The 26,131-nt window shown below is 67.8% G+C and carries 25 protein-coding genes; 11 read left to right on the top strand and 14 right to left on the bottom strand.

What is annotated here, in order from left to right; translation table 11 throughout:
* Positions 1–67 precede the first annotated feature (67 nt).
* The 8 genes from ACLBW1_RS10710 (at position 68) to ACLBW1_RS10675 (ending at position 7,976) form a co-directional block, all read left to right on the top strand.
* Entirely contained in the window at positions 68–1,393 is a 1,326-nt protein-coding gene (locus ACLBW1_RS10710) for a DUF445 domain-containing protein (RefSeq protein WP_447812156.1), read from the top strand.
* Between the two features lie 122 nt (positions 1,394–1,515).
* Positions 1,516–1,965, top strand: a complete 450-nt coding sequence (locus tag ACLBW1_RS10705; protein ID WP_447811809.1) for a helix-turn-helix domain-containing protein — start codon at positions 1,516–1,518, stop codon at positions 1,963–1,965.
* A gap of 11 nt (positions 1,966–1,976) precedes the next feature.
* Positions 1,977–2,693 (top strand): heparin-binding hemagglutinin, encoded by a 717-nt coding sequence (locus ACLBW1_RS10700; RefSeq protein WP_447811808.1) that lies wholly within the window; start codon positions 1,977–1,979, stop codon positions 2,691–2,693.
* A 116-nt stretch (positions 2,694–2,809) separates the two neighbouring features.
* On the top strand, positions 2,810–3,112 hold the full coding sequence (locus ACLBW1_RS10695; RefSeq protein WP_447811807.1) for a DUF2516 family protein: 303 nt from the start codon (positions 2,810–2,812) through the stop codon (positions 3,110–3,112).
* A gap of 148 nt (positions 3,113–3,260) precedes the next feature.
* The gene (locus ACLBW1_RS10690) at positions 3,261–4,181 is read left to right on the top strand and encodes an AurF N-oxygenase family protein (RefSeq protein ID WP_447811806.1); all 921 of its coding nucleotides are present in this window, start codon (positions 3,261–3,263) and stop codon (positions 4,179–4,181) included.
* 46 nt (positions 4,182–4,227) lie between these two features.
* Complete coding sequence (locus tag ACLBW1_RS10685) at positions 4,228–4,983, top strand: MerR family transcriptional regulator (RefSeq protein ID WP_447811805.1); 756 nt, start codon at positions 4,228–4,230, stop codon at positions 4,981–4,983.
* A gap of 64 nt (positions 4,984–5,047) precedes the next feature.
* Complete coding sequence (locus ACLBW1_RS10680) at positions 5,048–6,142, top strand: alpha/beta fold hydrolase (protein ID WP_447811804.1); 1,095 nt, start codon at positions 5,048–5,050, stop codon at positions 6,140–6,142.
* A gap of 268 nt (positions 6,143–6,410) precedes the next feature.
* Positions 6,411–7,976, top strand: a complete 1,566-nt coding sequence (locus ACLBW1_RS10675) for a DUF222 domain-containing protein (RefSeq protein ID WP_447811803.1) — start codon at positions 6,411–6,413, stop codon at positions 7,974–7,976.
* 33 nt (positions 7,977–8,009) lie between these two features.
* On the opposite strand, the gene deoC is transcribed toward ACLBW1_RS10675, so the two are convergent.
* The 9 genes from deoC to ACLBW1_RS10630 all read right to left on the bottom strand — a co-directional run bounded on the left by deoC (position 8,010) and on the right by ACLBW1_RS10630 (position 15,852).
* Positions 8,010–8,699 carry a deoxyribose-phosphate aldolase gene (gene deoC, locus ACLBW1_RS10670; protein WP_447811802.1) on the bottom strand — a complete coding sequence of 230 codons (690 nt, stop codon included), beginning with the start codon at positions 8,697–8,699 and terminating at the stop codon, positions 8,010–8,012.
* Complete coding sequence (locus ACLBW1_RS10665) at positions 8,696–10,132, bottom strand: MFS transporter (RefSeq protein WP_447811801.1); 1,437 nt, start codon at positions 10,130–10,132, stop codon at positions 8,696–8,698. Before ACLBW1_RS10665 ends, deoC begins: the two co-directional genes overlap by 4 nt.
* Before the next feature lie 66 nt (positions 10,133–10,198).
* The gene (locus tag ACLBW1_RS10660; RefSeq protein ID WP_447811800.1) at positions 10,199–10,474 is read right to left on the bottom strand and encodes a hypothetical protein; all 276 of its coding nucleotides are present in this window, start codon (positions 10,472–10,474) and stop codon (positions 10,199–10,201) included.
* A gap of 103 nt (positions 10,475–10,577) precedes the next feature.
* Positions 10,578–12,065: a cryptochrome/photolyase family protein gene (locus ACLBW1_RS10655; protein ID WP_447811799.1), complete on the bottom strand. Its 1,488-nt coding sequence runs from the start codon at positions 12,063–12,065 to the stop codon at positions 10,578–10,580.
* Positions 12,062–13,066: an LmeA family phospholipid-binding protein gene (locus ACLBW1_RS10650; RefSeq protein WP_447811798.1), complete on the bottom strand. Its 1,005-nt coding sequence runs from the start codon at positions 13,064–13,066 to the stop codon at positions 12,062–12,064. The genes ACLBW1_RS10655 and ACLBW1_RS10650 overlap by 4 nt, the downstream gene beginning before the upstream one ends.
* A 107-nt stretch (positions 13,067–13,173) precedes the next feature.
* Positions 13,174–14,007, bottom strand: coding sequence for a carbon-nitrogen hydrolase family protein (locus ACLBW1_RS10645; protein ID WP_447811797.1), 834 nt, complete (start codon positions 14,005–14,007; stop codon positions 13,174–13,176).
* Positions 14,008–14,045: 38 nt separating this feature from the next.
* Complete coding sequence (locus ACLBW1_RS10640) at positions 14,046–14,747, bottom strand: class I SAM-dependent methyltransferase (protein WP_447811796.1); 702 nt, start codon at positions 14,745–14,747, stop codon at positions 14,046–14,048.
* Positions 14,748–14,817: 70 nt separating this feature from the next.
* Complete coding sequence (locus ACLBW1_RS10635) at positions 14,818–15,327, bottom strand: DUF2505 domain-containing protein (protein ID WP_447811795.1); 510 nt, start codon at positions 15,325–15,327, stop codon at positions 14,818–14,820.
* A 24-nt stretch (positions 15,328–15,351) separates the two neighbouring features.
* Entirely contained in the window at positions 15,352–15,852 is a 501-nt protein-coding gene (locus ACLBW1_RS10630) for a DUF2505 domain-containing protein (RefSeq protein WP_447811794.1), read from the bottom strand.
* Between ACLBW1_RS10630 and ACLBW1_RS10625 the strand changes: the two genes are divergently transcribed.
* Positions 15,851–16,972 (top strand): UDP-N-acetylmuramate dehydrogenase, encoded by a 1,122-nt coding sequence (locus tag ACLBW1_RS10625; RefSeq protein WP_447811793.1) that lies wholly within the window; start codon positions 15,851–15,853, stop codon positions 16,970–16,972. The two genes, ACLBW1_RS10630 and ACLBW1_RS10625, sit on opposite strands and share 2 nt — an antisense overlap.
* An 82-nt stretch (positions 16,973–17,054) precedes the next feature.
* Positions 17,055–18,371 (top strand): L,D-transpeptidase, encoded by a 1,317-nt coding sequence (locus tag ACLBW1_RS10620; RefSeq protein ID WP_447811792.1) that lies wholly within the window; start codon positions 17,055–17,057, stop codon positions 18,369–18,371.
* 70 nt (positions 18,372–18,441) lie between these two features.
* On the opposite strand, the gene ACLBW1_RS10615 is transcribed toward ACLBW1_RS10620, so the two are convergent.
* Complete coding sequence (locus tag ACLBW1_RS10615; RefSeq protein ID WP_447811791.1) at positions 18,442–19,200, bottom strand: SDR family oxidoreductase; 759 nt, start codon at positions 19,198–19,200, stop codon at positions 18,442–18,444.
* 115 nt (positions 19,201–19,315) lie between these two features.
* On the opposite strand from ACLBW1_RS10615, the gene ACLBW1_RS10610 reads away from it, so the two are divergent.
* Entirely contained in the window at positions 19,316–20,128 is an 813-nt protein-coding gene (locus tag ACLBW1_RS10610; RefSeq protein WP_447811790.1) for a transglutaminase-like domain-containing protein, read from the top strand.
* A 9-nt stretch (positions 20,129–20,137) separates the two neighbouring features.
* On the opposite strand, the gene otsB is transcribed toward ACLBW1_RS10610, so the two are convergent.
* The 4 genes from otsB to ACLBW1_RS10590 all read right to left on the bottom strand — a co-directional run bounded on the left by otsB (position 20,138) and on the right by ACLBW1_RS10590 (position 26,128).
* Positions 20,138–22,696 carry a trehalose-phosphatase gene (gene otsB / locus ACLBW1_RS10605; protein WP_447811789.1) on the bottom strand — a complete coding sequence of 853 codons (2,559 nt, stop codon included), beginning with the start codon at positions 22,694–22,696 and terminating at the stop codon, positions 20,138–20,140.
* A 72-nt stretch (positions 22,697–22,768) separates the two neighbouring features.
* Positions 22,769–24,223, bottom strand: coding sequence for an alpha,alpha-trehalose-phosphate synthase (UDP-forming) (locus ACLBW1_RS10600; RefSeq protein ID WP_447812155.1), 1,455 nt, complete (start codon positions 24,221–24,223; stop codon positions 22,769–22,771).
* Positions 24,224–24,303: 80 nt separating this feature from the next.
* A complete protein-coding gene (locus ACLBW1_RS10595; RefSeq protein ID WP_447811788.1) occupies positions 24,304–24,471 on the bottom strand; it encodes a hypothetical protein in 168 nt (55 codons plus the stop codon).
* 94 nt (positions 24,472–24,565) lie between these two features.
* Positions 24,566–26,128, bottom strand: coding sequence for a threonine/serine ThrE exporter family protein (locus ACLBW1_RS10590; protein ID WP_447811787.1), 1,563 nt, complete (start codon positions 26,126–26,128; stop codon positions 24,566–24,568).
* Between the last annotated feature and the right edge of the window lie 3 nt (positions 26,129–26,131).

Below are 26,131 nucleotides of genomic sequence, written 5' to 3'. Positions count from 1 at the left end.
ATCACCGCAGCTCGTCGCCGCGCAGGCACCGACGTCCTCTTCGGGTAAGACTGGTCGGGTGAATTCGATGTCAACGGCGCAGCGCACCGACCCCGCGCCTGCCCCCAGCGCCGCCCCCACCGGTCTGTCCGGCTTCGACGCCGCCGACGCCGAACGCAGGCGGGCCCTGCGCAAGATGAAGGTGGTCGCCACCGGACTCCTGGTCTTCGCCGCCGGTGTGTACCTGCTGACCCGCTGGATCGAGAGCCGCGACGGCGCCGATGCCGCCGGCTGGGTCGCCTACGTTCGGGCGGCGTCGGAGGCCGGCATGGTGGGCGCGCTCGCCGACTGGTTCGCGGTCACCGCGCTGTTCCGCCAACCGCTGGGCCTGCCCATCCCGCACACCGCCCTGATCCGCCGCAAGAAGGACCAGATCGGTGATCAGCTCGGCGGTTTCGTCGAGCAGAACTTCATGACGCCGTCGGTGATCGAGAACCAGGTGGAGAAACTGCATCTGCCGCAGCGCGTCTCGCGGTGGTTCGCCGATCCGAAGAACTCCGATCGCATCAGCGAGGAGGCGTCACGTGCCATCGGCCTGGCGGGGGAGATGCTGCGCGACGAGGACATCGAGGCGTTCATCGTCGCGGGGATGCGGTGGATGGCCGAGCCGCAGTGGGGGCCGCCCGCCGGTCGCGTGCTCGAGCAGCTGATCGAGGAGAACCGTCTCGCGCCGATCATCGCGATGCTGTGCGACCGCGCGCACGACTGGGCACTCGACAGTCAGGGCCTCATCGACCGGGTCATCGACAAGGACGGGCCGGCCTGGGCGCCGAAGTTCCTCAACGCCGTTGTGGGGGAGCGGATCCACCGCGAACTCGTCGACTTCACCAACAAGGTGCGCTCCGACCCCGATCACGAGGTGCGCCGGGCGATGAACCAGTTCCTCGAGAACTTCGCGCAGGATCTGCAGCACGACCAGGCCACCATCGCCCGCCTCGAGGAGATCAAGGCCGAGTTCATCGGTCGCGACGAGGTCGCCGGGGCGGCGTCGTCGGCATGGAAGGCCGCGAAAGCCGTTCTGGAACAGGCACTCGACGACCCCGACAGCACCCTGCGCGCGACCCTGGCCGACGCGGTCATCAAGGTCGCCACCCGCGTCAGCAACGACGAGGCGCTGCAGACGAAGATGAACTTCTGGACGGTGCGCGTGGCGCGTCACGTCGCGGCCAACTACGGCACCGAGATCGTCTCGGTCATCACCGAGACCGTGCGCGGTTGGGACGCCGAGGACACCAGCCGCAAGATCGAACTCCAGGTCGGTCGTGATCTGCAGTTCATCCGTATCAACGGCACGGTGGTCGGCTCGCTCGCCGGCCTCGCGATCTACTCGATCTCGGTGCTGCTCTTCGGCTGAACGCGCTCGCGAGACCCCGCTCTGTGTGGGATCGACCACTATCGGGGTCGAAAATTAGCAGAGTGCTTGCTTTTGCTAGCACTCGTGCGAATACTCCTTTGCAGAGACTCAAGGAGGTACCGATGAAGTCTGAATCGGTTGATCCATCGGAGGACACACCGTCTCTCGTGGATGCCGAGGACGCAGCGACTCGCGCCGTCGAGAACGTTGTGAACGCCGCACAGGACATCGGTGCGTTCATCAGGTCTCAGCGGGTCGCCGCGGAAGTCTCGGTTCGGCAGTTGGCCGAACGGGCCGGAGTCAGCAACCCGTATCTGAGCCAGATCGAACGAGGACTGCGCAAACCGTCAGCAGATGTGTTGGCGCAGATCGCGAAAGGTCTGCGTGTGTCGGCGGAAGTGCTCTACGTCCGCGCAGGCATTCTCGAAGAACGTGCGGCAAGTCCGATACGCGACGCGCTGCTGGCCGATTCGCAGATCAGCGAGCGACAGAAACAGATGTTGCTCGAGATCTACGAGTCGTTCCGCAAGGAGAACGGCGTTGCAGTCGGTTCACCATCGCAACATCCATGAAGGAGACACCAATGAGCAAGAACGATAAGCTTTTCTCGACTCCCATCTACGCCGCGGTCGGCGTCGGTGACCTCGCCCTGCAGCAGGTGAACGAGGTTCTGACCCAGCTCCGCGAGCGCACCGAGGCCGCCACCGAGACCGCCCAGGCACGTATCGAGGAGACCCGCGAGCGTCTCACCGAGACCCGCGAGCGCATCAACGCCCTTCCTGAGGAGGTGCCTGCCGGTATCGACGACCTGCGTACACGTTTCACCCCCGAAGAGCTCCGCAAGGTCGCCGAGGCCTACATCGAGGTCGCGACCGGCATCTACAACTCGCTCGCCGAGCGCGGCGAGGAGACCGTCGAGCGTCTGCGCACCCAGCCGGAGTTCCAGGAGAACGTCTCGAAGGCCGAGAAGGTCTACAACGACGCCGTCGATCTGACCGAGGACGCCCTGGGCACCATCTCCTCGCAGACCAAGGCCGTCGGTGAGCGCGCCGCGAAGCTCGCGAACCTCGCCTCGGGCAAGGCTGCCGGCGCCGCCGGCACCGTCGAGGCCAAGGCGCGGGGTCGCAAGGACTCCCCGGCGAAGCTGCTCGAGGAGCTGAAGAACCCGGCCGAGGAGACCCCGGCCGCGAAGAAGCCGGCCGCCAAGAAGGCCCCGGCCAAGAAGGCGCCCGCCAAGAAGGCCCCGGCCAAGAAGGCACCCGCCAAGAAGGCCCCGGCCAAGAAGGCCGCCTCGAAGTAAGGCACTCCTCGGCGCAAGCCGGAAGCGATACGCGAACGCCCCCGACGGACCACGGTTCGTCGGGGGCGTTCGGCGTGTGGGAACGGTGTCGGTGATGCCCGGATAGGATCTGGACCATGAGCATCCTCGCCTACGGACAGAGCCTGATCGTCTTGATCCTCACGATCGTCGGCGGCGCCGCCGCGATCGTCGCGCTCGTCCACGCCGCGATCCAGCGTCCCGACGCCTTCCCCGCCGTCGACCGACAGTCGAAGGTGATCTGGGTCGGCATCCTGGTGCTCGCGAGCCTGTTCATCTGGTTCTTCGGACTGCTGGGCCTGTTCGGGATCATCGGCATCGTCGCGGTGCTGGTCTACCTCGTGGACGTGCGTCCCCGCGTCGACGCGATCCAGAACAAGAGCTGGTTCCGCAAGGTCTGACACCTGGGCGACCCGTCGGTGCCATCGCGTGGCGTGACAATATTCGTTGTCTCAATACCTTGACAACGGTAGGTGTCATATCGCATCGTTGATTGACAAGGACTTTGTCGTCAACCGAGGACATCGTGCCCTCGACAGGAGCCCACCGATGACCATCGCAGCCGAGCCCCTCACCCGACTCGATCGCGTGCAGGACCGTCAGGACACCGCTCGTCGACTGCTGGCCTCGTCGGCTCGCAAGTCCTATGACCCGCTGATCGAGGTCGACTGGGATGCCCCGATCGATCACGAGAGCTACTACGGCATGACGCCCGAGTGGTGCAGCCTCTACGGCACCGAGATGTGGGACCAGATGACCGAGTCCCAGCGCATCACCCTCACCGAGCACGAGGCCGCCAGCATCAGCGCGACCGGCATCTGGTTCGAGATCATCCTCATGCAGATGCTCATCCGCGACGCCTACAAGCAGGATCCGGCGTCGCCGCACTTCCAGTTCGCGCTCACCGAGATCGCCGACGAGTGCCGGCACTCGACGATGTTCGCCAAGGCCGCCGAGCACTTCGGCATCCCGAACTACGAGCGCCCGAAGTGGATCAACTTCCTGTCGCGCCCGTTCAAGGCGTTGGCGTCGGGATCGCTCGCCTTCGGCGGCACGCTGGCTGCCGAGGAGATCCTCGACATGATGCAGCGCGACTTCATGAAAGACCCGCGCGTGCAGCCGGTCACCCGCACCGTCAGCAAGATCCACGTGCTCGAGGAGGCGCGGCACATCCGCTTCGCCCGCGAGGAGACGGTGCGCATCGCCGCCGACATGAGCCCGATCCGGAGGCATCTGACCCGGCTGATGCTCGCGATCACCGTCTACATGGTGGTGTTCTGCCTCGTGAACCCGAAGGTGTACACCGCGGCCGGCCTCGACAAGAAGGCCGCGGTGAAGGCGGCCCGGAACAACACGTACTACAACGACCGCAAGCGCAACGGATGCGCCAAGACCGTGTCGTTCCTCGACGAGTGCGGGCTCATCGGCGGGCCCGGAAAGTTCCTGCTGCGCCGCGGCGCGATCATCTAGCACTGACCGACCGAGGTCTCGTACACCGCGCGGATAGACTCGCCGCGTGGCTGAATACCGGATCAACGAGCTCGCCGAGGTCTCGGGTGTGAGCGTGCGCAACATCCGGGTCTACCAGGATCGCGGGTTGTTGCCGTCGCCGAAGATCAAGGGGCGCACAGGGTGGTACTCACAGGAACACCTGGTGCGTCTCAACCTCATCTCCCGACTGCTCGAACGCGGCTACACCTTCGCGACGATCAGCGAACTGCTGCAGGCGGCGCACTACGGGATGAAGGTGGAGCACGTCCTCCACGGGACCCCGAGGTCCGGCCGCTGGCGCACGCTCAAACGGGCGGCGACGATCACCCTCACCGAACTGCGACGCACCCTGGGCGCCGACGAACGCACCATCGCGATGAGTCAGAAACTGGGCCTTCTCGCCAAGGAGGGGGCGCAGTACGCGATCAAGAGCCCCGAACTGCTCGAGGGTGCCGAGGTGCTGGTGAAGGCGGGTATCGACCTCGAATCGCTCCTGCGCAAATGGGAACGCGTCCAGGACGACATCGACGACATCGCCGACAACTTTGTCGCGATCATCACCGACAAGTACTTCGGCGACGACGGGCGGCTGCTCGACATGGAGGAGACCGAGGTCGCCAAGGTCGCCCACCTCATCGGTGCGGTGCGACCGATGGCCCACGAGATCGTGGAATCGGCGCTGCGGCGGTCACTCGACGTCAAGATCTCCGAGGCGCTCGGCGAGGCATCGGAGATCTTCGACAGCGACCGCATCCCCGACTCCGACCCCCTGACCGGGTAGGTCGCACCCGTCAACCCCGCCCGACCGATCCCGGCCCGGGCACGTATCGGAGAGGCACCCACCCATGACCAGGACGCATCGGCCGGTACGCGAGATCGCCGGCTCGCATCGAGTGCTGACCGGGACCGCGATCGCCGGCGGTGTCGCGTTCGGCGGGGCCGGGCTCGCGGTCGGGACCATCCTGGGTGCTCTGGTCCGCACGGCCCTGACCGGACCGGCGCCGATCGACGACGGCCCCGACGCGCTGCTCGCCGAACCGACCGTGGCGCCCGAGCGCATCGACGTCCGCGCCTCCGACGGCAATCCGATCAACGTGCTCGCCTACGGACCGCCCGACGGTGACCTGCTGGTGATGGCCCACGGCTGGACCTGCAACACGCGACACTGGTACGCCCAGATCAACGCCTTCGCCGCCGATCACCGCGTGGTGGTCTACGACCAGCGCGGCCACGGCAAGACCCCGCTGGGGCGCACCAAACCGACCACCGCGCTGCTCGGATCTGATCTCGAGGCGGTGCTGCGGGCGGTGGTCCCCGACGGGCGTCGAGCGTTGATCGCGGGCCACAGCATGGGCGGGATGTCGGTGCTGGCGTGGGCGAAACACCACCCGGCGAGTGTCGACCGATTCGCCCGGGTGGTGGTGCTCACCTCGACCGCGGCGGTCGAGGTGGTGCAGAACCTCGCGGTGGTCCCCGAGGGGCTCCCGCGGTTCACCCGCCCGTTCGAGCACGCCGTCGGTCGGTTGGTCGCCACCACGCCGGCTCCGCTGCCGCACACCACCGCGTCACCCAAGGTCGCGCAGTACATCGCGCTGAACACCCAGGCCAGGCTCTCGCACGTCGAGTTCTGCGACCACATGATCAGCGAGTGCCCCGCTCGTGCCCGGGCGCGCTGGGGGTCGGCGCTGCTCGATCTCGACGTGTGGCAGGGCGTCATCAACCTGACGGTGCCGACCGCGGTCGTGGTGGGCACCGACGATCGGCTCACCCCGCGCATGCACTCCGACGCGATCGCCTCGACGCTCAAGGCTGCGGGCCACCTGCAGGAGTACCTCGTACTCGAGCACACCGGACACATGAGCAACATCGAGGAACACGACCGCTACAACGATCTGCTCACCGCTCTCCTCTCCGACACCCGAGACCGCGCGTTGTGCTGAGTGGTTCGGCTGAGTGTGCGAAGAAGCGAGTCGAGTGGTTGTGCTGAGTGTGTGGAAAAGCAAGTCGAGTGTGCTCGCCGCATGACGTGAGCCGACGACGAACCAATGCACACTCGACGAAGCCTTTCCGCACACTTGGCGGCAGTAGAACGCAACCGAGAACCCAAATGAACTGACAATAAACACCATTCACGAAATTTGATCGGCCCAACTCTCGAACATCCGTGCTAGGATAGCTGTACAGCACGACGCGAGGGGAGGCGCAGCTGTGACTGATATCGAATCGAATTACGCTGCGCTGGAACATCTTCTCGACACGATCGCGACGCAAACCACCGACGCCTGTTCCGAGATCGAGGTCGCAGATCTCGCGCAACGTCACGAAACCATCGCTCGGCGTATCGAATCCCTCGGCAACAGGCGGATTCTCGAGGTGTCCGATCGGAATGCTCACCAGGCGGTCGGGTGTGTGAACATGACCGAATTCCTGCGATCGAACCTGCGGATCACGCACCCCAAGAAGCGGATGGCCGCGGTCCAGGCACTCGAGCCGATGCTCGCGATGACCGGCGAAAAACTCCCTCCCGCATGCCCGACCACCGCGGCCGAGGCAACCGCCGGCACCATCGGTCCCGATCATGTGCACGCGGTGCTCGATGTGATGGCCAAGATCCCGTCCGCTGTCGATGTGGTCGAGCGCGCGAAAGCGGAGAAACAGTTGGCCGAGTTCGCGGTCACGTTGACACCAAAAGAGATCAGCGCCGCCGGGAGCCGCATCCTGGCGCACCTCGATCCCGACGGCGAACTGACCGACGATCGCGATCGTAACCGGCAACGCAAACTGTCCCTGGGCGCGCAAGATTCGCAGTTGATGTCGAAACTCTCGGCCACCCTCGATCCTGCGACCCGTGCCCTGTTCGATGTCGTACTCGCCGCGTGGGCTGCACCTGGGATGAATAATCCCGACGACGATCAGTCCCCGAGCGGGGACAGCGCCCAGGTCGACCCAGCGGTGTTGCGGGAGGCGGCCGACTGCGACTGCCGTAGTCAGTCCCAACGTAATCACGATGCCCTGACCGCTCTGCTGCGCGCGGCGACCGACGGTGGCCTCCTCGGGGAATCCCATCGCGGGTTGCCGCCACACATCATCGTCTCGATCACCGACGAGCAATTGCGGGAGCATGCGGGTATCGCACGCACCGCGACCGGTGCTGACCTGCCGATGTCGGATGTGGTGAAACTGGCCGCGGACGCGCAACCGCATCTCACGGTGTTCAGCGAGACCACCGGCGAGCCCCTGTTCTACGGACGGGCCAAGCGACTGGCATCGCGGGCGCAACGCTTCATGGCGTTCGCCAAGTACAAGGGCTGTAGCAAAGACAACTGTCCCGTCCCGTTCGCCCACACCGAAATGCATCACGCCGAAACCGACTGGGCCGACGGCGGACTGACCGACTCGACGGACATGGCCCCCGCGTGCGGACCACACAACAGGGCCGTCGGCGACAAACCCCACCACTGGGTCACCGAGAAAATCGTCGACGGGCCGGATCGCGGCCGATACGGCTGGCGACGAAACACCGACCCACCCGAACAATTACGAGCCAACCACCTCCACCGTATCGATGAACTCCTCCGCCAGGGTTCTGACATGCCGGCGAGTACGCGCGTGCCCGAAACCAGCAGCACGGCAACTGATCCGTGGATCGAGCCTGCCGTCACCACACGCCCGCGCGGCTCTGCTGTCGAACTCGCACTCATCGACATCATCCGTCGAGAATCACCTTCGGTGTACGTCATCGACCCCGAGATGATCGCCCACTACCGCCGCTGACTGTCCGGAGAAAGCCGGAAGAGAACCAGCGGATCAGTCGTCGGCGAAACCGTCGAGCACCGCGCGTGATCCCGACAGGCCGAGGCGGGTGGCGCCGGCACCGATGAGTTCGGCGGCGAACTCGGCGGTCCGGATGCCGCCCGAGGCCTTGATGCCGACCGAAGCCGGTACCGCGGCCCGCATCAACTCGACGGCCTGCACGCTCGCCCCTCCGCTGGGGTGGAAGCCGGTGGACGTCTTCACCAGCGAGGCGCCGCCCTGCGCCGCGCGACGCGACACCTCGGTCACCGCCTCGGGTCCGGCGAACTCCAGCAGGGCCGCCGACTCGATGATCACCTTCAGCACGGCGTCGGGCCCGATGGCCTCGCGCACGGTGAGGACGTCGGCGAACACCTCGTCGTAGAGTCCGGCGACCGCGGCGCCGACATCGATCACCATGTCGATCTCGTCGGCGCCGGTGTCGATGGCGAGTCGCGCCTCGGCGGCCTTGACGAGTGAATGATGTTTGCCCGAGGGGAATCCCGCCACCACGCAGGTCCGCTGCGACCCGGTGTCGATGGGCAGCATCGACGGTGACAGACACACCGCGAGCACACCGAGTTCGGCGGCCTCCGCGACGCACGCGAGCGCGTCGTCGCGCGACGCCTCGGGCTTGAGCAGCGTGTGGTCGACCATCGCGGCGACGCGTCGTCGGGTGAGGGAACCGGTCGAGGCAGAAGTCATGTCGACGAGCGTGGCACACCTGCCGACACCGGTTCACCGCTGCCCACCGAAGCGGGTACGGCGTCGTCGTCGATGTCGTCGGCCCACGTCAGAGCTTGATCGGGACGGGCAGGACGCAGGAAGAGCGTGGCCACCACCGAGATGACCGAGGTCGCGACGAGATATCCCGCGGCCCGCCACGGACTGCCGCCGCCACTGTGGATCAGTGCGGTGAGGATCAGCGGGGTCAGACCGGAGGCGTAGACACCGGCGAAGTTGTAGATGAACGAGATGCCGGTGTAGCGCACGGGCGTGGGGTAGAGCATCGCGTACAGCGTGCCCTGGGCACCGTAGAACCAGCCGTGCACGAGCCCGAAGACGATGACGAGCCCCACGGTGAACCACACGATGTCGCCGGTGTGGAACAGCGCGAACACCGGGTACACGGCGAGGCCGTAGGCGGCGATCCCGCTGAGGAAGATCCATCTCGGTGCGATGCGGTCGGCCATGTGGCCGGAGAACGGGATCACGACCGCCATGACGGCCGTCGCGATGGTCACCGCCCACAGCACCGACACGTTGTCCATGGCGAGTGTGGTGGTGGCGTAGGTGATGGCGAAGACGCCCCAGGTGTTGAATGCGGCGCCCTCGGCCCAGCGCGACAGCAGGCCGAACACCGTCTGGCGCCGCAGACCCCGATCGGCGAACAGCGCGGCGATGGGGGCGCGCACCGTGTCGTCGGACCGTTCGGCCGCTCGGAAGGACGGTGTCTCCTCGACCACGAGCCGCACCACGAATCCGACGATCACGAGGATCACGCTGAGGCCGAACGCGATCCGCCAGCCGTAGGCGAGGAAGGCAGCCGAGTCGAAGACGGTCTGCAGCGTGGCGAACACCGCGGTGCCCAGACCGAGGCCGAGGGCGAGTCCGACCTGAGGGATGGATCCGAAGAACCCGGTGCGCCCGCGCGGGCCGTGTTCGACGGCCATGAGGACGGCACCGGCCCACTCGCCACCGAGTGCGAAGCCCTGCACGATACGCAGGAGCAGCAGGAGCACAGGGGCAAGGACACCGACCTGCGCCGCGGTGGGCAACACGGCCATCAGCGCGGTCGCGACACCCATGAGCAGCATCGTGACGGCGAGGGTCCGCTTGCGCCCGATGCGGTCGCCGATGTGCCCGAACACCAGCCCGCCGATCGGTCGCACCACGAACCCGACGGCGAAGGTCGCCAGCGACAACATGGTGCCGACGTAGGAACTGGTGTCGGGGAAGAAGACCTTGTTGAACACCAGCGACGCCGCGGTGGCGTAGAGGAAGAAGTCGTACCACTCGATGGTGGTCCCGAGCAGCGCCGAGGCGATCACGAGACGGAGTCGACGTTGCTCGACGGTGCCCCGCCCGCTGTCCGGTGAGTCGTTCGAGGGTGCGGGGAGGGAGAAGTCGGCAGACACGCGTTCCGACGTTAAGAGCGCTGCGGTCACCCGTCGAGGATCACGATCGCGGCGATCGCAACCCGCTCAGAGGCCCATCCGTCGCCGGCGTACGTCGGTGAGGAGCACGTGCACGCCGACGAGCAGGACGAGCACCACCCCGGCCGCGGCGCCGCCGGCGATGAACCAATGGTGCAGGGGATAGGTGTAGGTGGATCGGTTGTCGCCGATGGCGGTCGACCCGAACAGGGTCACCGCGAAGACGGCAATCGCCGCCCAGACGACGCCAGCGTAGCTGACCAGCGTCACGGCCAGGGGAGTGCGCAACACCGGGTTGTGCGCTGCCTTCGTACGTCCTCGCATGGTGGATGCCACCTCACATCGGTCGGTCGGTGTCGCCGATCGTACCGCCGGGAACTGAGCCACCGCTGTGGACTTCGCGCAGATTCTCAGGTTCGTCTGCGTGTCAGAACTGCTCGCGTGCGGCCTCCTGCTCGAGCAGCTCGTCGAGGTCTTTCAGACGGTTCATCGTCGCCACCGACCGCGCCGTGCGGTTGTTCTTGCGCAGCATCTCCTCGTGGCGATGGGTGAACGCCCAGTAGCCCGCGGTGAAGGGGCAGGCGTCGTCGCCGACGCGCTTCTTCGGGTTGAAGTCGCACGGCTTGCAGTGGTCGGACATCTTGTCGATGTACGCGCCGCCGGAGGTGTACGGCTTGGTCGCCATCAGCCCGCCGTCGGCGTGCTGGCTCATCCCGATCACGTTGACCGGCATCACCCAGTCGAATCCGTCGACGAAGTTGGCGCGGAACCACTCGGACAGCTCGGCCGGATCGTATCCCCGCTGCAGCGCATGACTTCCCAACAGCATCAGTCGGGGGATGTGATGCACCCAGCCCCGATCGCGCACCCCGCCGAGAGCCTCGGACAGACACCGTGCGGTGACCGCATCGGCGTCGAGGTCGCGGAACCAGTCCGGCAACGGCACATGCGCGTCGAGGCTGTTGTTCGCCATGTACTCGGGCCCGTAGTGCCAGTACAGGTGCCAGATGAACTCACGCCACCCGATGATCTGTCGAATGAAGCCCTCGCCTGCGGAGATGTCGACCGACCCGTCGCGGACGGCGGCCTCGGCGGCGTGCACCACCTCCAGCGGGTCGAGCAGTGACAGGTTCAGCGGCACCGACAGCAGCGAGTGCGACATCGTCCAGTCGGCGTCCATCATCGCGTCCTCCCAGCGACCGAACGTGGCCAGTCGCTGGTCGATGAAGGTGCGCAGGGCCTCGTCGGCCTCGTCGGTGGTCACCGCGAACAGGCGTGGCCCGTCGACCCCGGTGAACGCGACACCGTCGGCGGCCATCGCGTCGAGATCGGCGCGGACCTCCTCGTCGATCTGGTCCTCGGTGGGCCACCACGGCGGATCGACCCCGAGGGTGTCGCGTTTGGGTGGTGAGTCGCGGTTGTCGTGGTCGTAGTTCCAGCTACCGCCCAAGGGCTTGTCGCCGTCCATGAGGATGTCGAATCGTTTGCGTTGATCGCGGTAGAAGTTCTCCATCCGGAACTTCGTGCCGTCGCCGGCCCACTCGCCGAACTCCTTGCGCGACAGCGCGAACGACGGGTTGGGCAGGATCTCCGAGACCAGCCCCTCCTCGGCGAGGCGTGCGACGAATGCCGACGCGGCGTGCGAGGTCGGCTCGTGCACCACCACGGGGCGACCGAGTTCCACCAGGGCGTCGCGGTACCCCGACGCCTGCCAGAACTGGGCGCGGTCACCGAGCTCGGCCGCGAGATGGCGGATCCCGGACAGTACGAGATGCGCCTTCTGTCGGTGCCCGCCGCGGCGCGCGATGGCCGCCGACGACTCGACGAGGACCACCTCGCGGTCGGCGTGCTCGGGTGCGGAGTGGATGTGGCGACCGAGCTGATCGCCGAAGAGCCAGAGCGGATCCGGGCTCACAGGACGGTGCACGCGTCGTTGGTCGAGCCCTGCTGCTCCACCGGTGTCGATCCGAGGGTGTCGGGGTTGAGGGGGACGTCGGTGCCGGTGACCCGGAAGTCGACCCCGGTCGAGGTGACCGAGAGCTGCTGGAAGTCGAGCTGGTCGAACAGCGGCGGGAACAGCGACTTCGACACACCGTCGACGAGGGTCTGGGCGAACCCCGACGGCACACCGAACACCAGCGCGCTCGCCTTCACGACCTGGAACTCGATCTTCCCGCCGGTGACGGTCGGCTTCAGTTCGACACTCACCGGGATCGGGAAGATCGCCACGGTGACCGTCGCGTCGAGCGACATCGTCCCGGTCGAGGTGTTGCCGGTGACGCTGTTCAACGTGAAACCACCGAACAGCCCGGCGAGACCGCTCTGGTCGTTCTGGGCGGCGTCGGTGCCACCGGTGTTCTGATCGGCTGAGTTCTGAGCCGACTGCTTGCTCAGTTCGACGATCCGGGAGAACGGCACCGAACCGTTCGCCGACAGCGAGCCCAATGTGGACCCGTCCGATCGAGCGGTGATGTCGTCGGCGCGGCCGTGGAGTTCGATGGCCTTCCCGTTCTCGCCGTCTGCGTCGATCTGGACGTACGGGACCTTCTTGGTGGCGTACTGCAGCAACATCGGCTTCTTGCTCAACGACACCGACGCCGACGACCCGGTGACGTCGCTGAACGACTTCTCCAGGCAGTCCTTGGTGGCGTTGCGCAGGTACAGCTCGCTGCCCACCCCGGCGATCACCAGGACGAGCACGACTACCAACGCGCTGATCGTCACGATCACGCCGGTGCGTCGTCTCGGTCGGGTCGGTGTGGGCCCCGGATCGGAGGCCGGCACCTGCTGTGTCTGTGGCTCGGCGTCGAAAGGGCGTGTCTGCGAATACGCCTGCCCGCCGACCGGGATCTGCTCGGTCGGCGGTGTGGGGCCGGGCTGCTGCGGACTGTTGTCGGGTCGCTCGGGCTCATTCATCACCTCCGATTCTGCCTGCCGATGGTGAGGCGATCGTGAGAGTTCCCGCAAAACACGATGGCGACGGGTGACCGACGGACGTCGGCGGTCGTCCGGCGAACCGCCGATCAGGCCGTCACGACACCCGCGCGGGCGGGCGCCAGACGCCGGTTCGCCAACACGCCTATCGCCGAACGTGCGGCCTCGACACGCTCGAGGTCGACGTCGTGGACGCCGAGATGCTCGCACTCGCCGTACTCGGCCACCAGTTCGCCGAAGGGGTCGACCAGCAGTGAGTTGCCGATCCCGGTCGGCGCCGAGGACTCCGCGAGGGCGGGGTCCTCGGGCACGGCCTGCCCGACCGCGGCGACGACGGTGGAGCTGTCCAGGGCGCGGGCCTGGGCCAACACCCGCCACTGACGCCGCTTGCCCGGGCCCGCACCCCACGAGGCGGGCACCACGACCAGTTCGGCGCCGTCGGCGGCGAGGGTGGTGAACAGTTCGGGGAAGCGGATGTCGTAGCAGGTGGCGAGACCGACCGTGTGTCCGCCGACGGAGACGGTGGTGGGTGTGGAGCCCGCGGCGACGGTGTCGGACTCGCGGAACCCGTAGGCGTCGAAGAGGTGGATCTTGTCGTACGACGTGGTCGATCCGTCGGGTCCGGCGACGAGCAGCGTGTTGGTGACCCGGGTCCGCCCGTCGCGGGTGTCGGCGGGGGTGAACATGCCGACCACCACGGTGGTCGCGGCCTCGGCGGCGATGGCCCGTACCCGGTCGGCCCACGGTCCGTCGAGGGGTTCGGCGATCGGCGCGAGCGGCACCCCGAAACGACACATCGTGGCCTCGGGGAACACGACCAGCTCGGCGCCCGCGGCGGCGGCCTCCCGTGTGCGGGCGGCGACGATGCCGAGGTTGGCGTGCGGATCGGTGCCTGTCGACACCTGGGCCATCGCGATACGCATGACCGACACGGTACGGCGCTCTCGGGCCGTCGGTGCGGCTACGCCTCCGGCGCCACGAACGACCACGGGACGGTGAGGGTGTTGTCGCGCAGGCGGCGTCGCGGGATCTCACACGGCACCCCGCTCGCCGCCAGCGCGCGTCGGGCGTGCGACCACCGGACCCTCGGACCGTAGGGCGCATACGGCGCGGCGATGTCCCAGCACCGGTCGGCGGCGGTGAGCAGGGCGTGGATCGGGCGTCCCGGCAGGTTGTGGTGGATCAGCGCCTTGGGCAGCCGCGCGGCGATGGCCGAGGGGTGGTCGGTGTGGCGCGGTGCCCACGACAACGTCAGCGAGCGCGGCCCGTCGGCGTCGAGCAGGATCCACGCGCAGCGTCGCCCGATCTCGTCGCACGTGCCCTCCACGATGAGCCCGCCCGGCGCGAGCGCGTCCTGCATCCGACGCCAGTGGCCGACGACCTGCTCCTCGTCGTACTGACGCAGCACGTTGTAGGCCCGCACGAGATGTGGTCGCAGACCGGCGAGTTCGAAACCGCCACGGGCGAATCGGACACCGTCGCGGTCGGCGACCACCCTGGCGGGGTCGATCTCGAGACCCACCAGCGACAGGTTCGCGACCACCGGTCGCAGGCGTCGGTACATCTCGACGGCGGTGTCAGGTCGATCGCCGTACCCGAGGTCGACCGCGAGCGGATGTTCGGCAGCACGGAGGACGTCGACGATCTCGGGTCGCGAGGCCATCCACCGGTCGACCCGGCGGAGGCGGTTGATGTTGGTGGTGCCGCGGGTGATGACACCCTCGGGGAACGGCTCAGCCGTTGGCCTTGATCCAGTCCGCGGTGAACTCCGCCTCGCCACGGAACAGGTCGACGAGATTGACGAGGATGAGCTGCTCGAGCTTGCCGTTGACGAACGGGACGTACACCTTGACCTCGGTCGTGCGCCGCAGCGTGCAGCCGGTGTCGGTGGGGAACAGTTCCTGCACACCGGTGAGGCTGCCCGGGCCGGCGGGGATGCCCGCGCTGTAGGTGCCCTCGGTCTTCTCCGGGTGGAACGGCCCGAGGAATTCCTTACGCGTGATGATCATGTCCTTCTTGATCACCGCGTTGGCGATGGCCGGCAGATCGGACTTCGGCAGCGTCTGTACGAGCACGATGTCGATGCCGTTCTCGTCGACGGTGAACTTCTCGACATCGGACTGGGGGGTCAGCTTCCGGAACTCCACCATCTGGGCATCCCAGAAGTCGCGACTCGACAGAGCCGAGTAGACCTTCTCGGTGGGGTGCTCGTAGCGGGCTGAGTAGCTGAGACGTCGCGCCATGGGGTTACCGTACCGCCTCGCTGGTCAGGGGTGCTCCTGGTGCCAGGCAATCGTGAAATCGCGCTCGGCCTCGAACAGTGTGCGCATGTTCTCGGCGATCATCTTCTCGATCTTCCCGCCGATCAACGGGATTCGAACGGTCACCTCGCCGGCGAAGGCGATGGTGCACTCCTGCGCGCCGGTGGCCTCGATGGTGCCCGAGGTGGTGGCGGGCGCGCCGTTGACCGTGGCGTCGAAGGTGCCCGCCGACCGGTCGTCGGAGGTGAAGTCGATCGACACCTTCCGATGGATCGCGAGGTCGCCGGGGATCATCGAGGTGACCGCCGAGGGAAGCTTGTCGGCCGGGATCTTCTGGATGAGCGCGATCCGCGCCCCGGAGTCGGTGATGTCGGCGGATTCGAGCTCACCCGGCGCCTTCTCCGAACCGACCGCCAGGGTCGACCAGTACTCGGGGTCGGAGATGGCCTTGCGGTAGGCCGCCATTCCGAACGGGAACTCGATGGTGTGCTGCAGCTTCGTCGCCATGACCTGCAGACGTTACCGTTGGCAGGTGGGCTCCCGTTACGCGAACGACCTCGACACCGACGGCGGTGTGTCGTTGTCCGACCTGACCACCCTGCGCCTGGGCGGTCGCGCACGCGGGCTCGTCCGCGCCACCGACGTCAACGAACTCGTCGCCGCCCTCGACCGCCTCGATCGGGCCGGGGAGCCGGTTCTCATCGTCGGCGGCGGATCGAATCTCGTTGTCTCGGATGACGGTTTCGACGGAACCGTGGTGCAGATGGCGCAGGACGGCATCCGGGTGGGCGAGACCGACCCCGCCCGCGACACCGTCGTGGTCGTCGCCGGCGCCGGCGTCGACTGGGACCGCCTCGTCGCCCACACCGTCGCCCACGACCTCGGGGGCCTCGAGTGCCTGTCGGGCATCCCCGGTGCGACCGGCGCCACGCCGGTGCAGAACGTTGGTGCCTACGGCGTCGAGATCGCCGACGTGCTCGACGAGGTACAGGTCCTCGACCGCGCGACCGGTGTCGTGGAGTGGGTGTCGCCGGAGTCGCTGCAACTCGGCTACCGCACCAGCGCGCTCAAACACCGGTCGGACCGGGTGGTGACCGCGGTGGCCTTCGCGTTGACCCACGACGGCCTCAGTGCGCCCATCCGCTACCGCGAACTCGCCACCGCCCTCGGGGTGGAGCCGGGCGAGCGGGTATCCGTCGCTGCCGCCCGCGAGGCGGTGCTGCGACTGCGCCGGGGAAAGGGCATGGTGCTCGACGCCGCCGACCACGACACCTGGAGTGCGGGGTCGTTCTTCACCAATCCCGTTGTCGGTGAGCATGATCTGCCTCACATCCTCGAACGGATCGCGGCTCGGGTCGGGGATGTCGCGGTCCCCCGCTACCCGGCGCAGGACGGGGTGAAGCTGTCCGCGGGCTGGCTCATCGAGAAGGCCGGCTTCGGCCGCGGTCACCCGGCCGCCGACGCCCCGGCGCGCCTGTCGACCAAGCACACCCTGGCCCTGACCAACCGCGGCACCGCCCGCACCGACGACCTGTTGGCGTTGGCGCGGCAGGTGCGCGACGGTGTCGCCGACGCCTTCGGGGTGGTCCTCGAACCCGAACCGGTGCTGGTGGGGTGCCACCTGTAGGCCCTGGGCCGACCGTTGTGTGCAGTCGGACGCGATTCACGGCGTCGGGAGCACCCCTGCTGTGCAGGTATCCTCGGTTCACATGACCGTTTCACGTGGCCATTCCCCGATGACCCGGCGGACGGCGCTCGGCGCGATCGCCATCGGCGCCGTCGGCGTCACCGCCGCCGCATGCAGCACCGGCAACTCCGGTGACACCGCGTCCGACGCCGCCGCGTCGAAGAGTGCGGAGCCCTCGGCCGGCATCACCTTCTCCCCGGCGCTCGACGCGAACGCGAACCCCAGCCCCACCGCGCAGTTCTCGGTGAAGGTGTCCAAGGGCCAGCTCAACCCCGACGTGAAGCTGACCAACGCGCGGGGCACCGTGGTGACCGGCGCCCTGTCGGAGGACCGCACGACGTACACGATCGGCGAGCCCCTCGGGTACGGCAACACCTACACCTGGTCGGGTACGGCGATCGGTGACGACCGGAAGACCGTGCCGATCCAGGGCACCTTCACCACGTTGACGCCGCAGGAGCAGGCGAACGTGGTCGTCAACATCGCCGACGGTCAGGAGGTCGGCATCGCCGCGCCCCTGATCCTGAAGTTCGACTCCACGGTCACCGACAAGAAGGCCGTCGAGAAGGCGCTCACCGTCACCACCACACCCGAGACCGAGGGCAGCTGGGCGTGGCTGCCCGAGGACAACGGTTCGCGGGCGCACTGGCGCAGCAAGGAGTACTTCGCGCCGGGCACCAAGGTGTCGATGGTCGCCAAGCTCTACGGCCTCGACCACGGCGACGGCGTCTACGGTGCGGCCGACGTCACCAGCGACTTCGTGATCGGCCGCGCGCAGATCGTGAAGGCCGACGCGACGTCGTTCAAGATCGACGTCATGCAGGGCAGCAACGTCCTCATGACGCTGCCCTGCAGCTACGGCAGCGGCGACCTCGACCGCAACGTCACGCGCTCGGGCATCCACGTGGTGAGCGAGAAGCACGAGGACTTCTACATGTCGAACCCCGCGGCGGGGTACTTCAATGTGCGCGAGCGCTTCGCCGTGCGGATCTCCAACAACGGCGAGTTCATCCACGCGAACCCCGAGACCACCGGCGTCCAGGGGTCGTCGAACGTCACCAACGGTTGCATCAACCTGTCGCTGGACAACGCGCAGCAGTACTTCAACGTCGCCATCTACGGCGATCCCGTCGAGGTCACCAACACGCGGATCCCGCTGTCGGAGGCCGACGGCGACATCTACGACTGGACGTTCAGCTGGGACGACTGGAAGTCGATGTCGGCGCTCAAGGGTGAGGTCTCGAGCTCCACGGCCCCGGCGACCCCATCGAACGCGCCGCAGCTCTCGGGCATCCCGAGCACCTCGCAGACCCCGGCCCGTCAGGGCCCGACGGGCTGACTCGCACGCTCGTCAGGGTCCGACGGGCTGGCTCGCACGCTCGTCAGGGTCCGACGGGCTGACGTCTGCGCTATCCGGTACGCAGGTTGCGGCGGGCGCTGGCCTGATCGCGGGGTTTGAGCACGATCTGATCGAGGTTGACGTGCGGCGGCCGTGACGCCACGAAACCGACGACCTCGGCGACGTCGGCCGCGGTCAACGGGGTGAGGCCGTCGTAGACCGCAGCCGCCTTGTCGGCGTCGCCGTCGAATCGCACCAGCGAGAACTCCGTCTCCACCATCCCGGGCAGGATCTCGGTGAGCCGCACAGGCTTCCCGATCAGCTCGGGGCGCAGCGTGCGGTGCAACACGGCCTGCGCGTGCTTGGCCGAGGTGTAGCCCGACCCGTTGTCGTAGGTCTCGATGGCCGCGATCGAGGTGATCGTGACGATCAGTCCGTCACCGGAGTCGATCAGTGCGGGCAGCAGTGCTTTCGTCATCCGCAACGTGCCGAGCACGTTGGTCTCCCACATCCAGCGCCACTCGTCGAGATCGGCGTCGGCCACCGTCGCCAGGCCCCGCGCGCCACCGGCGTTGTTCACCAGGACGTCGACGCGGTCGAGCTGGGCGCAGAACTCCGTGACCGAGGCGTCGTCGGTCACGTCGAGCGCGATGGCGCGGCCGCCGATCTCCTGTGCGAGCGTCTGGCACCGGTCGAGTCGTCGCGCACCGACGACGACCTCGTAACCCTGTGCGGCAAGCGTTCTCGCGGTGGCCTCCCCGATCCCCGAACTGGCCCCTGTGACGACGGCGACGCGACGGGAGGACGACGGATTCGATGCGGTGGTCATCGCTGCAGTTTACGGCTGTGCCCGGGGCGGCCTAGGCTGAGCCCGGCGCCGTGCAACTCAGTCGGGGTTCGCCATCGAACGTCCGGAACACACTGCAGGGTAGGGGCGACCGACCATGGGCACGATCAGACGTGATGTCTCGTCGATGATGGACATCTGGGTGGAGGCCGCCACCGAACTCGAACTCCAGGTCACCGTGGCGAAACTGCCCGGGATGGATCTGGTGGAGACCCTCACCGTGTCGGTGAACGGCAACGCGATCACCCCCGAGGAGATCATCGCCGAGTGCGGCACCCGCATCCACCGCTTCGACGTCGAGCACGGCAACGTGCTGGTGCAGTACTCGGCGTCGGTGAACACCCCGGCCGAGCCGCTCACCGAGCAGGTGGGGGAGCGGTCGATCTACCTGCGCCCCAGTCGCTACGCCGAGGCTGACAAGTTCTTCGGTTACGTGACAGCCGAATTCGATCTCAGCAAGCCGCCGATCGAGCTGCTGTTCGAGGTGTCGAAGTTCGTGGCCGACCGCCTCAACTACCTGCCCGGTGCGAGCGATCCCATCGACGGCGCCGAGGACACCCTGCTCGCCAACGCGGGCGTGTGTCGAGACTTCGCCCACCTGGTGGTGGCGCTGCTGCGTGCACTCAACATCCCGGCCCGCCTGGTCGCGGTGTACGCGCCGGGCTGCGTGCCGATGGATTTCCACGCCGTCGCCGAGGCCCTCATCGACGGCACCTGGCTCGTCGTCGACGCCACCGGCCTCGCACCGCGTCAGGCCCTGGTCCGCATCGCGACCGGTCGCGACGCCGCCGACACCGCGTTCCTCGACAACCATTCCGGCAACATCACGCTCAACAACTACGAGGTCATCGCCACCGTCGCCGGCGACCTCCCCGTCGACAACGGCTCCGACCACATCAGCATCGGCTGACGCTCGGGGTCAGCCGCCGAGCAGCGCCGCGCAGCGGAGCAGGCCGATGTGGCTGTAGGCCTGGGGGTGGTTGCCCAGCGAGCGTTCGGCGACGGGGTCGTACTCCTCGGACAGCAACCCGGTGGGGCCCGCGGCCTTCACCAGCTGATCGAAGAGCGCCTCGGCGTCGGTGCGTCGACCGATGAGCAGGTAGGCCTCCACCAACCACGCGGCGCACAGATGGAAGCCGCCCTCGCCGCCGGGCAGACCGTCGTCGTGGTGGTAGCGGTAGACTGTTGCGCCGCTGCGCAACTCGGCCTCGGTCGCCTCCACGGTTTGGGTGAAACGGGGGTCGGAGGGATCGATCATCCCGGCGAGCCCGATGTGCAGGGTGGCGGCGTCGAGATCGGTCCCCTCGTACGCCGCGGTGAACGAACGCACCTCGGCGTTCCAGCCCTGATCGATGACCTGACCGGCGATCACGTCACGCAACACCGACCAACCCGGCTCCACCTCACGGCCGAACCGCTCGCCGATCTTGAGTGCGCGGTCGACGGTCATCCAACACATGACCTTCGAGTACACGTGATGACGCGGGTTGCCGCGGATCTCCCAGATGCCGTGATCGGGCTCGAACCAGCGCCGCTCCACCGCCCACACCATGTTGGCGACGAGGTCCCAGTCGGCGTCGGTGAGCGGCGTGGGGTCACCGGTCTCGGCACGGGCGTCGGCGAGATGGCCGATGAGTTCCACGATGGGGCCGAACACATCGAGCTGTACCTGCTGGTTCGCGGCGTTGCCGATGCGCACCGGTCGGGAGCCGGCGTACCCGGGCAGCGAGTCGATGATGGCCTCGGGCGGCAGACCGCCCCCGGCGAGGGTGTACAGCGGGTGCAGCCACTCGGGTCCGTTCACCGTGCCGAGCACACGGTAGAGCCAGCTCAGATACCCCTCGGCCTCGACGTGCGATCCCACCGACACCAGCGCCGACGCGGTGAGCGCGGCGTCACGCAGCCAGCAGTAGCGGTAGTCCCAGTTGCGGACACCGCCGATCTCCTCGGGCAGCGAGGTGGTGGCCGCGGCCATGATCGACCCGGTGTCGGCGTGGACGAGTCCCTTGAGGGTCAGCGCCGAACGCTTCATCAGGTCGGGCTTGATGACGGGCAGGGCGAGCCCGGCCGACCAGTCGCTCCAGTAGCTCTGCGCGAGTTCCCGACGTTGGGTCTCGGTGCGTTCTTCCTCGCCGATGTAATCGGTGCCGCAGCGCAATTCGAGGATCACCGGACCGTTCGACGCGTCGACCACGGCGGTCGCCCGCTGGTAGAACCGCTCGGTGTCGATGCGCCAGGTGATGCCCGGCGCGCGCAACACGATCGGCTCGTTCGAGCCGTAGACGCGCAGTCCGTCCTCGACGGCCTCGATCTGCACGCTGGCCTGACCGAATTCCGGCCGCGGTGCGAATTCGACCAGGGCCGGCGCGGAACCGGTGATGACGCGTACGAGATCGGTACGGCCGGGCGCGACATCGTGCGGCAGATAGTCGACGACCTCGAGGCCGGCCCAGCGGGTGGCGATGGTCATGGTGCCGTCGACGTAGCGCTGGCTCTGCGGCAGCGGTGCGCGACGGTCACCGTCGACGTGCGGGCGCACGCCGAACTCGCCGGCGTCGACCGTGCCGAGCAGGCTCGCGAACACCGCGGCCGAATCGGGTTCGGGGTGACACATCCAGCACACCTTGGCATCCGGCGTGATCAAGGCGACCGTGCGCGGCGACGCCAGCATCGACAGCCGCTCGATGGGTGCGGCGTTCTCGCCGCGCAGCCACGCGCGGCGCTCCTCGTAGAGAAACGCCAACGCCAGGGCCACCTGATCGGTGTCGGTCACGCGGTAGGTGGCGAGGGTGTCGCCGTCGCCGACCTTGACACCGAAATCCGGACCGTGGAGGCGACGGAACGCCTTCTCGTCGGTGACGTCGTCGCCGAAGAAGATCGCGGCCCCGGCCCCGGCCTGATGGCGCAGGATGTCGAGTGCCTGCCCCTTGTCGGTGCGGATGACGGCGAGCTCGATCACCGACTTGCCCTCGGTGACCTGCACACCGTCCCACGTCGCCGGCCCCAGCCGCACGCGGTGCAATGCCGAGTCGGAGTCGGTGTCGGAGGCATTGCGCACGTGCATGGCGGTGCTGGCGGGTTTGGTCTCCACCGTCACGCCCTCGTAATCGACCGCGATGGCACGCAACTCGGTCACCACGGTGTCGAGGAGTTCGGTTGCCGCGGGGCTGATCTCGTGCACGAAGCCGATGTCGAACTCGCTGCCGTGGCTGCCCACGAGGTGGACCTCGGCGGGCAGACGCGACAGAGTCGCGAGATCACGCAGCGCGCGGCCGGAGATGACGGCGGCGGTGGTGGAGTCGAGGTCGGCGATGGCCCGCATGGCGCGGACCGAGTCGGGGTTGGGCCGGGCATCCTGCGGGCGGGACACGATCGGCGCCATGCAACCGTCGTAGTCCGAGGCGACGAGCAGGCGCGGGGTGCGCGCGATGTCCTTCAACGCGCGGCGCAGCTCCGGGGACAGATCTTGGGCACTCACCCGGCGAGTCTAGAACCCCCGGGGGAGACCGCTCCAATCGAGAAACCCCTGCCGCCGCGCACCGTGGCGACGTCAGTCGCGATCGTGTCGACCGTCGTCGACGAGATGGACGCCACGGTTGCCGCTCGATGTGGTCTCGCTGCTGTCGGCGAGTACACCGAGGAAGCTCTGCGCCCAGCGACTCACGTCGTGGGCCAGCACCTGGCGGCGTAGCGACCGCATGCGTTTGCGGCCGTCCTCGGGGGCCTGCTCGACGGCGGCGACGATGGCGTCCTTCACCCCGTCGAGGTCGTACGGGTTGGCCTGGTACGCCGACCGCAGTTCGGCCGCGGCTCCGGTGAACTCGCTGAGCACCAACGCGCCACCGAGGTCGCTGCGGCAGGCGACGTACTCCTTCGCGACGAGGTTCATGCCGTCACGCAGCGGCGTCACCAGCATGACGTCGGCGGCGACGAAGAACGCGATCAACTCGTCGCGGTCGACCGGACGATGCAGGTACTGCACCACCTGGTGGGCGACCTCGCCGTACATGCCGTTGATGTTGCCCACGAGCTGCTCGATGCCCGCACGCATCTGGATGTAGCTCTCCACGCGCTCGCGGCTGGGGGTGGCGAGCTGGATCATCACCATGTCCTGCGGGTCGATCCGCTTCTCGGCCAGCAGCTCGCTCAGCGCCTGCAGTCGGACGTCGATGCCCTTGGTGTAGTCGAGGCGGTCGACGCCGAGCATGACCGTCGTCGGGTTGCCGAGTTCCTCGCGGATCCGCGCGGCGCGATCGCGGATCTTCTTCGAACGCGAGGTCTGGTCGAGCGCGCCGGAATCGATGGAGATCGGGAACGCGCCGACGCGGACGTTGCGGAAACCGACCTGCACGACACCGAATTTCGACCGGACGCCGACCGATCCTTTCGACGTGGCCTGACCGGCCAGTCGTCGGGCGAGGTAGAGGAAGTTCTGGGCGCCACCGGGCAGGTGGAAACCGATGAGGTCGGCGCCGAGCAGTCCCTCGACGATCTCGGTACGCCACGGCAGCTGCATGAACAGCTCGACCGGGGGGAACGGGATGTGCAGGAAGAAGCCGATGCGCAGGTCGGGCCGGAGCATCCGCAACATCTTCGGCACCAGCTGGAGCTGGTAGTCCTGGACCCACACCATCGCGCCCTCCGAGGCGGCCTCCGATGCGGCCTCGGCGAAGCGACGGTTGACCTCGACGTAGGTGTTCCACCACTCGCGGTGATACTCCGGTTTGACCAGGACGTCGTGGTAGAGCGGCCACAGGGTGGCGTTGGAGAAACCCTCGTAGTACTCGTTGATCTCCGTCGCCGACAGCGGGACGGCGCGCAACTGCAGGCCGTCGACCACAGGGTGTTCAGCGGAGTCGGGTACACCCGACCAGCCGACCCAGGCACCGGTCTGCGATCGGAGGATGGGTTCGAGCGCGGTCACCAACCCGCCGGGGCTCCGCTTCCAACGGACGCTGCCGTCGACGAGGGTCTCCTTGTCGACCGGGAGACGATTGGCCACCACGACGAAGTCGGCGGCATGGAACTCGGTGTCGACGCGATCAGGGACGAGGCCGTCGGGATCGGTGACGTTTGTCGGCACGCTCAGACGACGTCGGGGCTGATCCCGAGCATGGACAGCAGCATCCGACACTCGTCGGCGTCGGTGGCGTACGCGGCCACCACGCGGCGCGCGGCCTTGGCGGTCTCGGCGGCGACCGTCGCGATGTCGTCCTCGGCAATCTCGGCGGTGTCGGTGGTCTTCGCAGGCATGGGAAGTAGTTTACCCCGCGTCATCATCGGCCCTGACCTCGCCCTTTGGTCCACCGATCGGCCCACCCCGTGGTGGGCGGCGTCGGCCGGGGGCTCACCGGTCGGCCCGCGCGGCGAGGTCGTCGGTGGTGATCCGCGCGAACGACCCCGACTCGGCGCGTAGCGCGCGCATCGGTTCGGTGACGGCGGCGTCGGCGGGAATGGGCGGCGGCGCGTCGGCGTCGCGCGTGAACCGTTTCGGGCGCAGCGCCGAGCGCGCGGTGAGCAGCGCGCGGGTGGGGCGGCTCGGGATACGGGGCCGACGCAGTGTGCGGGCCAGGAACTCGCCGAGGGTGACCCCCGCGGCGAGCGCCGCTCCGATGCCCAGGGCCGAGGCGATGGCGATGATGCCGTCGAGGGTCTGTTCGTTCAGCAGGCCGTACAGCCCGCGGTAGACCGCCAGACCGGGTAGTAGCGGTGTGATGCCGGCGACGGCGACGACGAGCGGCGGCGTCAGCGCGCGACGGGCGAGGAGGCCACCGACCAGCCCAACGGTGACCGCGGCCAGTCCGCCGGCGATCACGGCACCGATGTCGATGAGCGCCGCCGCGGCGGACACCGCGGCACCGATGAGGCCGCCGGCGAACGCGACGGTGAGCGCGCGCGTCTCGGCGTAGCTGCCGAGGGCGAACGCCGCCGCCGCGACGCCGCCGCCGATGATCTGTGCGGGGGCGTCGGTGAGCCCGAGGGCGGTGGTGCTGGTGATGGTGGGCAGATAGGTGCCGGTCCCCGCCAGCAGTCGCAGCGCGACGCTGACGCCGGCGATGATCCCGCCGGTGAGGATCAGCAGCTCGAAGAACCGGGCGACACCGGTGATCGGCGCTCCGGTGATCGCGTCCTGCACCGAACCCACCAACGACAGCCCCGACAGCAAGACTATGACGCCCGCCGCGATGACCAGCGACGGTGAGATCGCGACCCCCAGTGCCTCCTGGAATCGGAACACCAGCGCGGCCGGGATCACCGCGATGAAGCCGCCGGCCACCTGCTGGAAGAACTGCGGCGTGCCCCATCGGTTCAGGAATCGGTTCATCCGATCGATGAACGCGGTGGTCACGAAGGACACGACCGCGACCAACAACCCGCCGCCGAGGGTCACCGACAGCGCCGCGGCCATCGTCGACCACGCCAGTGTCGCGATCCACCGCGCGTAGGGGTGTGGCGACGAGATGATGTCGTCGATCACCTCGTGGGCTTCACCCGGCGTCACCGCGAGATTGCGGATCTTGCGGATCAGGCGATCGACCTGCGCGAGTCGTGTGAAGTCGAGCGAGCGGTAGTGCACGGTGCGCATCGCGGTGACCGGCGGCATCGACTGTCCGCGCCGGGCGCTGACCATGATCGTGTTGTAGGTGACATCGACGTCGACGCGCTCGACGCCGAACATGCCGGCCACGAAACGCATCTGCGTCTGGGTGTCGATGGCGCCGGTGCCGGAGTCGAGGAGCACCGAACCGACCTTGATCGCCAGATCGAGCACCTCGGTGACCGCGGCGTCGTCGGTGAGGTCGACGGGCTGACGTGGTGACAGCGGCGAGGTGAACGGCTCGATCGTGTCGATCGTCGCGCGACGGGAGCCCGCCAGGGGGCGCAGCATCCTGCGGATATACTCGGCCACGCG

The organism is Williamsia sp. M5A3_1d, from assembly GCF_053345315.1.
The sequence above is the reverse complement of the archived record's forward strand: the minus strand, read 5'-3'. Positions and strand labels throughout refer to the sequence as shown.